The organism is Nocardioides sp. S5, from assembly GCF_017310035.1.
Taxonomy (GTDB): domain Bacteria; phylum Actinomycetota; class Actinomycetes; order Propionibacteriales; family Nocardioidaceae; genus Nocardioides.
Genome location: NZ_CP022296.1, coordinates 1026803 through 1040694 on the forward strand (window position 1 = coordinate 1026803; position 13892 = coordinate 1040694).

A 13892-nucleotide genomic window follows, 5' to 3' on the forward strand; every position below is an offset into this window, starting at 1 on the left:
GTTAGCACCCCGTTCTCGTGAACACACACATCGCCGGAAGGATCTCTTCCGTGGTCCCCGTGACCCCGTCGGCCTGCTCGTCCAGCGATGCGAGCGAGCCCTCACCGTACGTGGCGACGAGCAGGCGGGCCGAACCGACCCGGGTGACCTGGAAGACCGAGCTCCCGAGGCCGTTGGAGTAGGTCAGGCCCACGGTCACGGTGTCGTGGCCCGTGTCGCGGTCGAGCACCGTCCAGACCAGATCTCCCGATCCGCGGCACCCCGCGGTGGCCTGCCGCAGCACCTCCATGGCGGAGCCTGCGTGGTCGGCACCGGCGTGGACGAACAGCTCGCGCCACTCGAAGTCCTCGGGAGCGAGCGCGGAGGCCACCAGGCGGCGGAGGCCTCCTGGTGTCTCGCGCTGCGGCCAGACCACCTGCCCGCACATCTCGACCTCGCCCAGGCCGTCACCGTCGGGTGACGGCGCCGAGACCCGGGTGTCGCCGTCCGCCCCCGGCAGACCGACGTCCAGCGGGAAGTCCGGGGGGATCCGGGGAAGCTCGGGTGCGCTGGAGGGCTCGGCGCCGTCGTCGAAGATCGCCAGCGCGTCGACGGTGGCGCGCAGCGGCTCGACGGTGGACGCGACGCCGTCGTCGAGGCTGTCGGACGGCCACTGGCCGTAGGTCGAGGTGACCAGCAGCGCGGCGCCGACAGGTACGACGTGGAGGACGGTCGCGCCGTCGCCGGGTGTCCCGTCGAAGGCGTAGGTCTGCACGAGCGTGGTGGCCGGGGCGGCGCCGAAGGGCGACTCCCGCACCTCGGTCAGCGTCTCCATGCCGTCGGGGCCGCCGTCGGGGCCGCCGTCGGGGCCGCCGTCGGGCGGGTCGCACTCCGCCGGCAGGTCGGTGAAGGACCGTGCCACGTCCTGTGCCTCGTCCGGGGTCCCCAGGAGCACCAGCTCGCGGGTGTCGGCCGACTCACCGCCGCTGTTGCCCGCGACCATCCGGTCGCGCAGGCCGAGCCCGCGCAGGGGCGAGGTCCCGCACAGCGACAGGTCGCGCAGGCCGGTGCCGCTGCGCGAGGTCGCGACGGTGTCGGAGGGTCCGCCCATCCCGGCGGACAGCGCGAAGCCGTCGGGGATCGCGGTGCCGGTCGCCACCGCCGTGTCAGCGGCCCTCGCGTCGGCGGCGCTGTCGGTGCCGCCGGCCCCCGAGGCGTCGACCGGGCCCCGGTCGACGCAGCCGGCGAACGCCAGCACGCAGGCGACGGCGCCGGTGACGAGCGGTGCGCGGAGCCTCATGCATGTGAGACACCCGAGCGGGGCAAAAGGTTGTCAGCCGGCGCCGTCGAGCGCGGCGAGGCGCTCCATCACCCGGCCGGCGAGGGCGATGAAGTCGGGGCGCGACATCGTCATGTTGCGGTCCGGTGCGAAGCCGAGCTGGGAGACCGCTGAGCCGTCGCGCACGATCGCCATCAGGAACGGGAACGACTGGCGGTCGTTGAGCTCGATCGTCAGCGCCCACACGCTCAGGTCGGTGGCCTGCGAGGACGAGGACTCCAGCTGGGTCACGGTGGTGCCGAGGTTGGCGCGGCCGCACTCGCGGATCCGGTTCCGGACCTGCTCGACGAAGGAGCGCGCGCGGGCCTGGTCCATCTTCCCGACCGTCTGGGTCAGGCCGAGCTGGGAGGCGTTCGGCGTCTCGGGGAAGAGGAAGGTCCGGGTCAGCGCCCGACTGATGCCCTTGCCGGTGAAGGCGGTGCGGTCGCAGCGGGTGGCGGCGTAGTTGTTGCGGGCCTTCTCGGGGTCGGTGCCGACCCAGGGGCCGCGGACGGCCGCGACGGGCGGGAGGTCGATCACCGACAGCAACCCGGGCGGCGTACCGACGCCGAGCGGCCCCGTGGCCCGGGCCCGGGCGCGTCCGGCGCAGGTGCCCGCCCCCTCCGCGCCGCACACGGCGTTGACGGCGGCGGCGAGCCCGGTGAGGACCGCCTTGTCCGAGGCGGCCCGGCCCTGGCTGCGTACGACGTGGGTGAGGACGAGGCTGCCGGTGCGGGCGGCGCCGACGGTGATGGTGGTCGGCTGCTTGCCCCAGGAGCGGAGCCGGAAGGTGCGCGCCTCGTCGCCGACGCGCTTGACCGCGTGCGTCGACAGCAGCTGCGTGCGCGGGTCCGCGCAGCCGGCGAACCACGACGACGCGGTGTCGAAGCCGCGCGCAGCCTGCCGCGGGCCGCGCGACATCTCGACCATCTGGACGGCGGTCGACTCGACGTTGCTGACCCGGCGCTTCTTCGTGCGCCGATCCTCGCCCTGGCCCACGGTGCGGCGGACCACGCGGGTGGCGGAGCCCTCCCACGTGCGGGCCAGCGCGGTGACCCCGTCGGGGTCGGAGAAGCGCTCGCGCTGGCACGGGGCCAGCAGCCCGTCGCCGGAGAGGTTGTCGGTGGTCGCGGTCTCCTCCCAGTCCAGGCCGGCGCCGAAGCGCGACATCTGGGTGGCCGACAGCAGGGCGGACTCGCCGATGATCTCCTCGCCCGCGGAGTCGTCCACGGGGGCGTGGACCGTCACGCCGGCGGTGGCCTTCTCCTCGTCGAGGCTGGTGGCCTCGGCGCCGGATCCGGTCGCGACGAGGGATCCCGACACGACGAGCGCGGCGGTCGCCAGGCCCGCGCCGATGACGGTGTGCGTACGCCGTCGCGCCGAGCCCGACCGGCGGACCGCGGTCGCGCGCGGCCAGCGGATCTCCTCCAGCGGTGCGGCGAGGTCGTGCAGGAGGCGGGACACCTCCGTGGTCGGCGCGTCGCGGTGCAGCGCGAACTGCGCGGTCGCCGTCTGCAGCTCACGCTCGGCGTCGCCGCGCGGCAGGCCGACCTCGCGGGCGAGGTCGGCGAGGGAGAGGGCGGACAGGCCGTTGAGCACGAGCAGCTCGCGCTGGCGCGCGGTCAGCTTGGACAGGGCGTCCAGGGTGCTGCGGGCCTCGGCGTCGAGGGACTTGTCGCGGTGCCAGATGCGCGCAGTGTGGCGCCGACGCGCCCGGCGCAGGGCGATCGGGCGTACATAGGCGTCGCGGTCGTCGAGGAGCGCGACCTTGCGCCAGTGGTGCCAGGCCACGACGAAGGCGTCCCGGACGGCCGCACGGGCGGCGGGCGCGTCACCGGTGAGCGCGTAGGCCTCGTGCAGGAGTCGGGTGCGGGTCTCGACGTAGTAGGCGTCGAACGTCTCGGGGCTCCTCATGACCGCTCCACGGTACGGGAGCCGACCACGGCGCGCACATCCTCCTGCCGATCTCCCCGGGGGGATCGTCGGGGGCGGCGTGGGAGCACGATCATCATCGCGGCCCGGGTGATGATGGGGCGGTCATGACGTCGCTCCTCACCCGACCCGACAGTGCGCGGGCCACCCCTGCCCGACCGCGCCCGCTGGTGCTCGTCGCGACGCTCGGGGGAGTGCTGGCGGCCCTCGGTCCGCTGGTCGTGCTCCTCGCGGTGGGCGTGATCGGCTGGTTCATCACCGACGCCGGCGTGCACGGCACCCCTCGCGACGGCATGCGGGTCGGTGCCCTCGCCTGGCTGGCCGGGCACGGGTCCGGCGTGACGGTCATGGGAGCCCGGGTGACGCTCGTTCCCCTCGGCATCACCGTGATCGCAGCCTGGTCGATGTGGCGCCTGGGCCACCGGGTCGGCGACGCGGTGTCCGGCCACGGCCCCGACGCCGACCGGATCTCCGACGGCGAGCGCGACTTCACCGTCCCCACCGCCGTGGCCACCTTCTTCGCCGGCTACGCCGTCGTGGCGGTCGTGGTCGCCACGCTCGCCGCCGGCACCACGGTCGACCCGTCCGTGCCGCGGGTTCTCGCGTGGAGCCTGGTGATGACGGCGCTCGTGGCGGCGCCCGCCATCGCGGTCGGGTCCGGCCGTGCCGCGATCTGGGCGGCTTTCCTGCCCGCCACGGTCCGCGCCGGGGCCGCGGTCGCCGGCGCCGTCCTCACCTCCCTGCTCGTCGTCTCGATGCTGGTGTTCCTCGTCGCGCTCGGCCTGTCCTTCAGCGACGCGGCCACGACGACCGCCCAGCTGCACCCGAGCCCGTCCGAGATCGGCCTCTACTCCCTGCTCAACGCTGCGCTGCTCCCCAACGCCGCGCTCCTCTCCGGCTCGTTCCTGCTCGGCCCCGGCTTCGTCGTCGGGGGCGCCACGCTCGTCTCGCCCGCGGCCGTGGTGCTCGGGCCGCTCCCGGCGCTGCCGCTGCTCGCCGCGCTGCCCGCCGTCGGTACGCCACCGGCCTGGGTCGGCACGCTGATGGTCGTGCCACCGCTGGTCGCCGCCGTCGCGGCCCTGCGCACCCTGCGCGGCCGTCCGCTCACCTGGGACCGCATCGCCCTCGCCGGATGCGGCGGCGGGCTCGTCGCCGGCGTCGGGTTCGCCGTGCTGGCCGCCCTCTCCGGCGGCGCGGCCGGCCCCGGCCGCATGCGCTTCGTCGGGCCGCTGGTGCCCGACGTCCTCGTGCACGCCGTCACTGCGTGCGGTGTCGGCGCCCTGCTCGGCGCGGCCGTGGTGTCGCTCCAGGCCTGGCGTGCTGCGCGCGCCCGGGTGGACGAGGACTGAGCGTGGGGGCTGGTCACAGCCACGGCGACCGTCCCGGACTGGGACCCGCGCCGCGGCACCTCAGGGTGCTGATGGCAGTGCTCGTGGGCCCGCTCGTGCTCGCGACCGTCATCGGCGTGGCCCTGCTCTGGCCCGACGGCGACCTCGAGATCAGCGGACCCGGGGTGGACGTGCAACGGGGCACCGCGGAGGTCCAGGAGATCGGCGAGTGCCGCCAGGACGTGGTCGGCTGCCAGCTGGCCCAGGTCGAGCTGCTCAGCGGACCGGGTGCGCCCGGCGAGGCGGAGGCGCTGCTGCCCTACGGCGAGCGCGCGCCCGTCGTGGAGCCCGGCGACCGGATCATCGTGTCCTTCGCCGCCGAGGCCCCCGAGGGCGAGCAGTACGCCTTCCAGGACTTCGACCGCGGTCCGCCGCTGCTCGTGCTGACGCTCCTCTTCGCCGTCGGCGTCCTCGCGCTGTCGCGCTGGCGCGGCATCGGGGCGCTGGCCAGCCTGGCGTACTCCCTCGTCCTCATCGCGGTCTTCACGCTGCCCGCGATCATGGAGGGCTCCTCGCCGCTCGCGGTCGCCGTGGTCACCGCGGCGGCGATCATGCTCGTCACCCTCTACCTCTCCCACGGCTTCGACGTGCGCTCGACCGTCGCGATGCTCGGCACGCTGGTCTCGCTGCTGGTCATCGGCTCGATCGGGTGGGTCTTCACCGGCGTCGGCCACTTCACCGGGCTCGTCGACGAGGGCAGCCAGTACATCTCCGGCATCGCCGCGCAGGTCGACCTCCGCGGCCTGTTGCTCGCCGGCCTGGTGATCGGGGCCCTCGGCGTGCTCGACGACGTCACCGTGACCCAGACGTGGGCGGTGTGGGAGCTCGCCGACGTCGATCCCGACGCCAGCACGCGGACCCTCTTCGTGCGCGCCATGCGCATCGGGCGCTCGCACGCTGCGTCCACCGTCAACACCCTCGTGCTGGCCTACGTCGGGGCGACGCTGCCGCTGATGCTGGTCTTCTCCGCCCTCGACCTGCCGTTCGGCATCGCTGTCAGCCAGGAGATCGTGGCGCAGGAGGTCGTGCGCGGCCTCGTCGGCGGGCTCGGCATCCTCGCCGCGGTGCCGGTCACCACCCTTGTCGCAGCCCTGGTCGCGGGACGGCTGGTCCGGGAGCGGACGGCGGACGCCAGTCCCTCCCACCGCGCCTGAGGCGCGCCCAGCGACCCGGGCCTGCTGCGCGCCGCTCGGCACGCACGCTGGCTGCGTTGTCGTCAGTCGCCATGGCTCCGCCATGTCTCCCTCCTCCGCCTTGCCATCGCACGTCCCGAGCGGCGCTCGCGACGACCCGGACCGCAGGACACGCCTAGACTCCACCGCGTGAACAGTCCCGCCCGCATCGTCGTCCTGGTGTCCGGTGCCGGCACCAACCTGCAGGCCCTGCTCGACGCCTGCACCGAGTCGTCGTACGGCGCGCGCGTGGTCGCCGTCGGCGCCGACCGCGACGACATCGAGGGCCTGGCGCGGGCCGACCGGGCGGGGGTGCCGACCTTCGTCGCCAAGGTCGGCGACTACACCTCGCGCGAGCACTGGGACCGGGCGCTGGGCGACAAGGTGGGGGCCTTCGAGCCCGACCTCGTCGTGTCGGCCGGCTTCATGAAGCTGCTGTCCGCGGACTTCCTCGAGCGCTTCCTCACCCTCAACACCCACCCCGCGCTGTGCCCGGCCTTCCCGGGCATGCACGGCCCGCGCGACGCCCTCGAGCACGGCGTCAAGGTCACCGGCGCGACCCTCTTCGTCGTCGACGCCGGGGTCGACACCGGCCCGATCGTGGCGCAGGTGCCCGTGACGGTGGAGCAGGACGACGACGTCGCCTCGCTCCACGAGCGGATCAAGACCGCCGAGCGCGCGATGCTCGTCGACGCGGTCGGCCGCATCGCCCGCGACGGCCTCTCGGTGGAGGGCCGTCGGGTTCGCATCGGGGCCGGTCCTCGGTAGTCTGCTGCCACACGACTGGCGCAGGTGGGCCACCACCAGGGAGTGACGCGCGAGGACATCGAACGCCTGGGTGCCTCGACTCAATCACCATCCGAGGAGTCCCGTGTCTTCTGAGTCCGCCCCGACCACCGCGGAGCGCATCGCCATCCGCCGAGCGCTCGTCTCCGTCTACGACAAGACCGGCCTCGACGACCTCGTCCGCGGCCTCCACGACGGGGGCGTCGAGCTCGTCTCCACAGGCGGCTCGGCCGCGCTGATCGAGTCGCTCGGCCTGCCGGTGACCAGGGTCGAGGACCTCACCGGCTTCCCCGAGTGCCTCGACGGCCGGGTCAAGACGCTGCACCCGCGCGTGCACGCCGGCATCCTCGCCGACCGCCGCCTCGACTCCCACGTCGCGCAGCTCGAGGAGCTCGGCGTCGAGCCGTTCGACCTCGTCGTGAGCAACCTCTATCCCTTCACCCAGACCGTCGCCTCCGGCGCGAGCCCCGACGAGTGCGTCGAGCAGATCGACATCGGCGGGCCGTCGATGGTGCGCGCCGCGGCGAAGAACCACCCCAGCGTCGCCATCGTCACCTCGCCCGCGGCGTACGGCGACGTGCTCGCCGCCGTGCCCGCCGGTGGCTTCACGCTGGCCGAGCGGCAGCGCCTGGCCGCCGAGGCGTTCGTGCACACCGCGACGTACGACGTCCACGTCGCCTCCTGGATGGGCAACGTGCTCACCGACACCAGCGAGGGGTCGGGCTTCCCGGCCTGGATGGGCGCCACGTGGAGCAAGGAGGCGGTGCTGCGCTACGGCGAGAACCCCCACCAGGGTGCCGCGCTCTACTCCAACGGCTTCCTCCCCGAGGGGCCCGGGTTGGCCCAGGCGAGGCAGCACCACGGCAAGGAGATGTCCTACAACAACTACGTCGACGCCGACGCTGCCCGCCGGGCGGCGTACGACTTCGACGAGCCGGCCGTGGCGATCATCAAGCACGCCAACCCCTGCGGCATCGCCATCTGCTCCGACGACGTGCCTGACCCGATCTCGGTGGCCCACCGCCTGGCGCACGAGTGCGACCCGGTCAGCGCCTTCGGCGGCGTGATCGCGACCAACGTGCCGGTCTCGGTGGCGATGGCCCAGCAGGTCGCGGAGATCTTCACCGAGGTGATCGTCGCCCCGGGCTACGAGGACGGTGCGGTCGAGGCGCTCCAGGCCAAGAAGAACATCCGCGTCCTCGAGTGCCCGCCCCTCACGCGCGGCGGCGGCGAGATGCGCGCGATCTCGGGCGGGCTGCTGCTGCAGGCCCGCGACGTGATCTCCGCCGAGGGCGACGACCCGTCGACGTGGACCCTCGCGACCGGCGAGGCCGCGTCCGACGAGGTCCTTGCCGACCTCGCCTTCGCCTGGCGCGCCTGCCGCGCGGTGAAGTCCAACGCGATCCTCCTCGCCTCCGGCGGCGCGTCCGTCGGCGTCGGGATGGGGCAGGTCAACCGCGTCGACTCGTGCCGCCTCGCGGTCGAGCGTGCGGGGGAGCGGGCCGCCTCGGCCGTCGCCGCCTCCGACGCCTTCTTCCCCTTCGCCGACGGCCCTCAGATCCTCATCGACGCCGGCGTGAAGGCCATCGTCCAGCCCGGCGGCTCGGTGCGCGACGCCGAGGTGGTCGCAGCCTGCGAGGCGGCCGGCGTGACGATGTACCTCACCGGCACGAGGCACTTTTTCCACTAGGAGGAGCGAAGCGACTCCGCGAGTGGAAAGGTCGAGTGCGCCCGCGACCGACGAAGGAGGTCGCGACGGCGTGTATCGAGACCCGACCGCCGGAGGCGAAGCGACTCCGCGCGCCCCAGCCCCACCCCCGATCCCTAGGATGACCCCGTGACGGCACAGACCCTGGACGGCGCAGCGACGCTGCGGACCATCAAGGCGGAGCTGGCGCAGCGCGTCGCCGCGCTCAAGGAGCGGGGGGTCGTCCCCGGCCTCGGCACCGTGCTGGTCGGCGACGACCCCGGCTCGCACTGGTACGTCGGCGCCAAGCACAAGGACTGCGCCGAGATCGGCATCACCTCGATCCGGCGCGACCTGCCCGCGACGGCGAGCCAGGCCGAGGTCGAGGCGGTCATCGACGAGCTCAACGCCGACGACGCGTGCACCGGCTTCATCGTGCAGCAGCCGACCGGCCTCGACGAGTTCGCCCTGCTCTCGCGGGTCGACCCTCACAAGGACGTCGACGGCCTGCACCCGATGAACCTCGGCAAGCTGGTGCTGGGGGAGGCGGGTCCGCTGCCCTGCACCCCGGTCGGGGCGATCGAGCTGCTGCGCCGCCACGACGTCGCCATCGCCGGCGCCGAGGTGGTCGTGGTCGGTCGCGGCCTCACCGTCGGGCGTCCCCTGGGCCTGCTGCTGACCCGCCGGTCCGAGAACGCCACCGTCACGCTGTGCCACACCGGCACCGTCGACCTCGCTGCGCACGTGCGGCGCGCTGACATCGTGATCGCCGCCGCCGGCGTGCCCGGCATCATCACCTCCGACATGGTGAAGCCGGGTGCCGCGGTCCTCGACGTCGGGGTCTCCCGCGTCGAGGGCAAGGTCACCGGCGACGTGGACCCGGGCGTGTGGGACGTGGCCGGCTGGGTCTCGCCCAACCCCAAGGGCGTGGGGCCCATGACGCGAGCGATGCTGCTGAGCAACATCGTCGAGATCGCCGAGAGGTCCGTCGCCTGACATGGGTGAGCCGGACCGCGTCGAGCCGCCCGACTCCGTCGACCCGGTCTCGGCTGAGCCGGTCGACCCCGACGAACCACGCCGCTACCCCTCCACGCTCGGAGGAGGCTTCTACCTGGTCGTGCTCGGCGTCGTCGGGTTCGCCCTGGTGCTGGTCTCGCTCGGCGAGTGGCGCAACGGCATCCGTCTGTTCGGCGGCTCGCTGCTCCTCGCCGCCGCCGTACGCCTGGTCCTGCCCACCCGCAACGCCGGCATGCTCGCCGTACGCCACAAGGTCCTCGACGCGCTCATCCTGCTCGCGCTCGGTGGCTCGCTGATCTTCCTGGCGGGCTCGATCCCGGACCAGCCGGGCGCCTTCTAGCGCCGCCGAACGCACGAACGGTGCGTGAGGCAGGTTCCTCGGCGGTGACGTCAAGCGGTCGTTGCAACTTTGGTCATGCTGCTTGTTGCTCGAGTAGTTGATTGAGGGCCTGTGCTGGCGTGCGCATCTCGAGGGTGGGCCGGGGTCTGGCGTTGAGTGAGTCCGACGCCTTTTGGAGGTCCTCGACAGTGAATTGGCGTAGATCCACGCTCTTGGGGAACCAGTGGCGCAGCAGCCGGTTGGTGTTCTCGTTGGTGCCGCGCTGCCACGGTGAGTGCGGGTCGCAGAAGTAGACCGGCATCTTCAGGTCGGTCTGGATCCGCGTGTACTGGGTCATTTCGGTGCCGCGGTCCCAGGTCAGCGAGCGACGGAGGTGCTCGGGCAGTTGACCCATCTCACGGATCATCGCCTCTGCGACTTCCTCGGCTGTGTGGCGCCCGGGCAGGTGCAGCAAGATCGTGAACCGGGTCGAGCGTTCGACCAGGGTCCCGATCGCTGAACGGGAGTACGGGCCCACGATGAGGTCGCCTTCCCAGTGCCCAGGCACTGCACGGTCAGCCACCTCGGCCGGCCGGTCGCTGATGGTGAACGCCTTGCTGTACGGGTTCCCGCTGCCCGGGCCTGCTCGGCCACGGGTACGACGCTTGGCGCGATGGGTGGACAACTGTTTGTGCAGGTCAGTGCGTAGTTGGCCACGGCCTTGGACGTATAACGCCTGGTAGATCGTCTCGTGGCTCACCCGCTCATTCTGGCCTCCGCCCTCGGCTTTGAGGGTGGCCGCGATCAACCCGGGCGACCAGCCGGCGTCCATCCAGCCCTCGATGCGCCGACACAGCTCGAGGTTGTCGAGCTTGAACTCCTTGGGCCGACGCCGCGCCCACCATGCCTTGAAGTGCGCCACCGCTGCCACGTAGCGGCCGTTGGTGGTCTTGTTGCGAGCCACCTCACGGCTGACGACCGACTTGTCGCGACCCAACGCCACCGCGATCGTCGTGAGGAAGTCACCACGACCCAGGCCGTACTCGATGACGCGCCGCTCCGGCAGTGTCAGGAACCGTCCCGGCGTCACGTCTACTGCCGGACCGGCCAGCAGTCCGCCGATCTTGCCCTTGGCAACCTCAACATCCATGCCGACAGCCTGCCGCCACCACCGCGTGGACGAACCGACCCCGGCACCGACCTCGATGACCGCGGCTGTCAGCGACAGACCATCGACACAGACCAGCTCATAGAACCGGTCCCGCATCGAAAGATCATGAACGAATCCCATTGCACCGCTTCCTTTCAAGAAGCGTTGCAACGACCGTATGACTTCGCCGGCTGCAGAACCTGTCCCACGCACCGCTCGGATGCGTCAGTGCCTCAGATGAGGCCGAGCTCGGTGACCGCCTGGCGCTCCTCGGCCAGCTCGGCAGTCGAGGCGTCGATGCGCGCACGGGAGAAGTCGTCGATCTCGAGGCCCTCGACGATCGACCAGTCGCCGCCCGAGGTGGTGACGGGGAACGACGAGATCAGGCCCTCGGGGACGCCATACTCGCCCTGGGACGCCACGGCCATCGAGACCCAGTCGTCGGCGGCGGAGCCGAAGAGCCAGTCGCGGGCGGCGTCGATGGTGGCGGACGCGGCCGAGGCGGCCGAGGACGAGCCCCGTGCGTCGATGATCGCGGCGCCGCGCTTGGCGACGGTCGGGATGAAGTCGTTCTCCAGCCACGCCTGGTCGCCGACGAGCTCGGCGGCGTTGCGGCCGCCGACCTCGGCGTGGAAGAGGTCGGGGTACTGCGTCGCGGAGTGGTTGCCCCAGATCGTCATCTTCTTGATGTCGGTGACGGACGCGCCGGTCTTGGCCGCGAGCTGGCTGATCGCGCGGTTGTGGTCGAGGCGGGTCAGCGCGGAGAAGCGCTCGCGCGGGATGTCGGGGGCGTTGCTCATCGCGATGAGGGCGTTGGTGTTGGCCGGGTTGCCGGTGACGCCGATGCGCACGTCGTCGGCGGCGACCGCGTTGAGGGCCTTGCCCTGGGCGGTGAAGATCGCACCGTTGGCCGAGAGCAGGTCGCCGCGCTCCATGCCCGGGCCGCGCGGGCGCGCGCCGACGAGCAGGGCGAGGTTGACGCCGTCGAAGATCTTCTCGGCGTCCGCGCCGATCTCCACGCCGGCGAGCTGCGGGAAGGCGCAGTCGTCGAGCTCCATCACGACGCCCTCGAGCGCCTTGAGGGCGGGCTCGATCTCGAGCAGGCGGAGCTCGATCGGGCGGTCCGCGGCGAGGGCGCCGCTGGCGAGGCGGAAGAGCAGGCTGTAGCCGATCTGACCGGCGGCGCCGGTGACGGCGACCTTGAGCGGTTCGGAGGTCACGGTGGGTTTCTCCTCGTGAGGTGAGCGCGAGCGTGGTGTCCCGCTGACGCTAGCAGCGCCGCCGCCGCTGGTGGCGGGCTGGTGCGTGGCTGGCATGCTGGCGCCCATGACGAGGCCGCCCGGAGCCGTACGCCGCCCGCGGGCCGCAGCAGTGCTGCTGGCCTGCCTTGCGCTCGGACTGTCGGGATGCGCGGGCATCGGCCAGCCGCAGCCCTACGACTCCCCGGGGATCAATGGTCTGGTCATCCCGACGCCGACCCCGTCGCCCGGCGACTTCGTCGCACGCGTCGACAACCCGTGGCTCGCGCTCGAGCCCGGCGCCACGTGGCGCTACGACGTGAGCGAGGACGGGCGCACCCTCGGGACGATCGACGCGGAGGTCCTCGACGGCACCACCGAGATCGCCGGGCTGGAGGCCACCGCCCTGCGGGTCGTGATGGACCTCGACGGCCCGACCGGCGACGAGACGCGGTTCTACGCCCAGGACGAGGCCGGCAACGTGTGGCTGGTGGGCGTCGACTCGGCCACCGGGCTGTCGTGGCGGGCCGGGGTCGCCAGCGCCGAGGCCGGCCTGGCCATGCCCGCGGACCCGCGGCTCGGGGACGGCTGGGTGCGGTTCAGCGTGCCGAACCTCCTCGAGGCCACCACCCGGGTCGAGGACCAGTCGCCCACGTTGGTGCAGACGCGCGACGAGGCCGGCACCACCACTCGCAACATCTACGAGCGGGGTGTCGGCCTCGCCAGCGTCGAGGACCTCACCGCCGGGTGGCAGGCGGTCCTGGCGCGCTAGGTCGGTCGCGGCCGGTCAGGCTCAGTCCGGGCGGCGCACCTGGGTACGGCCGTCGTCGTCGCCGTCGGGGTTGCCCCAGTGGCCGGGAGCGCCCTGGCCGGGCTGCTGCTGCTGCGGCTGCTGCGGAGCACCCCACTGACCGGGCTGCGTCGGCGGCTGCTGCTGCGGCACGGGCTGGCCCCACTGGCCGGGCTGCTGCGGTGCCGCCTGCGGCGTGGAGTACGGGTCGGGCTGCTGTTGCGGCGCGGGCTGGCCCCACTGCTGCTGCGGGGGAGCGCCCCACGCGGCGCCGGGCTGGCCCCAGCCGCCCTGCTGGCCCTGGTTCCACTGGGCCTCGTAGCTGCCGGGGACGAACTGGTCCTTGCGGCCGCCGCCGAAGTTGAGGCCGGAGCCGGCGACCGGGGCGGAGCCGTGGCCGAAGAGGAGCGGGTAGGTCAGTCCGGCGATCGCCGCGCCGACGAGCGGGGCCACGACGAAGAGCCAGAGCTGGACGATCGCGTCGGTGCCGGCGAAGACGCCCACGCCGATCGAGCGGGCCGGGTTGACCGAGGTGCCGGTGAGCGGGATCGCGACGAAGTGGATCATCGCCAGCGCCAGGCCGATCGCGAGCGGACCCATGGCGACGTTGACCTCGTTGCGCTCGTCGGTGACGGCGAGGATCACCCACAGGAAGATCGCGGTGAGCAGGATCTCCACGAGCAGCGCGGCCCACCAGGCATAGCCGGAACCTGCGTCGCCGAAGAAGTTCTGCCCCATGTTGCCCTCGGCGCTGAAGCCCTCGAAGCCGTTGCCGAGGCCGAAGAGCATCGCGCCGGCGAGTAGGCCGCCGAGGAGCTGGGCGGCCATGTAGATGCCGACCTGGTTCCACGGCAGCCGGCCGCCGAGCACGGCGCCCAGCGTCACGGCCGGGTTGAAGTGGCCGCCTGAGATGCGTCCGACGGCGTACGCCATGACCACCACGGTGAGACCGAAGGTCAGGGCGGTCGCAACGAGGTCGCCACCGCTGTAGACGGCAGCGCCGCAGCCGAAGAACACGAGCACGAAGGTGCCCAGCGTCTCCGCGGTGAACTTCTGCCCAGTGGTCGGTGTGGCGTCGACGATGTCGCTCATGGCGAGTCCCCTCCAGAGTCGTGA

Annotated in this window: 12 protein-coding genes; 7 read left to right on the top strand and 5 right to left on the bottom strand. The window is 72.7% G+C overall.

All coding sequences use genetic code 11. From position 1 onward, the window contains the following. Position 1: 1 nt before the first annotated feature. Together CFI00_RS05105 and CFI00_RS05110 are read right to left on the bottom strand one after the other, a co-directional pair. Entirely contained in the window at positions 2-1279 is a 1278-nt protein-coding gene (locus CFI00_RS05105; RefSeq protein WP_207084187.1) for a hypothetical protein, read from the bottom strand. 33 nt (positions 1280-1312) lie between these two features. Further along, positions 1313-3211, bottom strand: a complete 1899-nt coding sequence (locus tag CFI00_RS05110; protein ID WP_207084188.1) for a hypothetical protein — start codon at positions 3209-3211, stop codon at positions 1313-1315. 125 nt (positions 3212-3336) lie between these two features. On the opposite strand from CFI00_RS05110, the gene CFI00_RS05115 reads away from it, so the two are divergent. From CFI00_RS05115 to CFI00_RS05140, 6 genes are all read left to right on the top strand, one after another. Further along, on the top strand, positions 3337-4578 hold the full coding sequence (locus CFI00_RS05115; RefSeq protein WP_207084189.1) for a DUF6350 family protein: 1242 nt from the start codon (positions 3337-3339) through the stop codon (positions 4576-4578). Between the two features lie 71 nt (positions 4579-4649). Continuing rightward, positions 4650-5771 (top strand): YibE/F family protein, encoded by a 1122-nt coding sequence (locus CFI00_RS05120; RefSeq protein ID WP_207084190.1) that lies wholly within the window; start codon positions 4650-4652, stop codon positions 5769-5771. Positions 5772-5939: 168 nt separating this feature from the next. Continuing rightward, positions 5940-6557, top strand: coding sequence for a phosphoribosylglycinamide formyltransferase (gene purN, locus CFI00_RS05125; protein WP_207084191.1), 618 nt, complete (start codon positions 5940-5942; stop codon positions 6555-6557). Positions 6558-6660: 103 nt separating this feature from the next. Continuing rightward, positions 6661-8265 carry a bifunctional phosphoribosylaminoimidazolecarboxamide formyltransferase/IMP cyclohydrolase gene (purH, locus tag CFI00_RS05130; RefSeq protein WP_207084192.1) on the top strand — a complete coding sequence of 535 codons (1605 nt, stop codon included), beginning with the start codon at positions 6661-6663 and terminating at the stop codon, positions 8263-8265. 147 nt (positions 8266-8412) lie between these two features. Continuing rightward, complete coding sequence (locus CFI00_RS05135; protein WP_207084193.1) at positions 8413-9258, top strand: bifunctional methylenetetrahydrofolate dehydrogenase/methenyltetrahydrofolate cyclohydrolase; 846 nt, start codon at positions 8413-8415, stop codon at positions 9256-9258. 1 nt (position 9259) lies between these two features. Then, a complete protein-coding gene (locus CFI00_RS05140; RefSeq protein ID WP_207084194.1) occupies positions 9260-9619 on the top strand; it encodes a DUF3017 domain-containing protein in 360 nt (119 codons plus the stop codon). A 73-nt stretch (positions 9620-9692) separates the two neighbouring features. On the opposite strand, the gene CFI00_RS05145 is transcribed toward CFI00_RS05140, so the two are convergent. Further along, positions 9693-10889 (bottom strand): IS30 family transposase, encoded by a 1197-nt coding sequence (locus CFI00_RS05145; protein ID WP_207084195.1) that lies wholly within the window; start codon positions 10887-10889, stop codon positions 9693-9695. A 92-nt stretch (positions 10890-10981) separates the two neighbouring features. Then, complete coding sequence (locus CFI00_RS05150) at positions 10982-11968, bottom strand: malate dehydrogenase (protein WP_207084196.1); 987 nt, start codon at positions 11966-11968, stop codon at positions 10982-10984. Between the two features lie 106 nt (positions 11969-12074). Here CFI00_RS05150 and CFI00_RS05155 point away from each other — a divergent pair, with 106 nt between their 5' ends. Beyond that, positions 12075-12758: a hypothetical protein gene (locus CFI00_RS05155; RefSeq protein ID WP_207084197.1), complete on the top strand. Its 684-nt coding sequence runs from the start codon at positions 12075-12077 to the stop codon at positions 12756-12758. A gap of 21 nt (positions 12759-12779) precedes the next feature. Here the strand turns inward: CFI00_RS05155 and CFI00_RS05160 are convergent, their stop codons facing one another. Further along, a complete protein-coding gene (locus tag CFI00_RS05160) occupies positions 12780-13868 on the bottom strand; it encodes an MIP family channel protein (protein WP_207084198.1) in 1089 nt (362 codons plus the stop codon). Between the last annotated feature and the right edge of the window lie 24 nt (positions 13869-13892).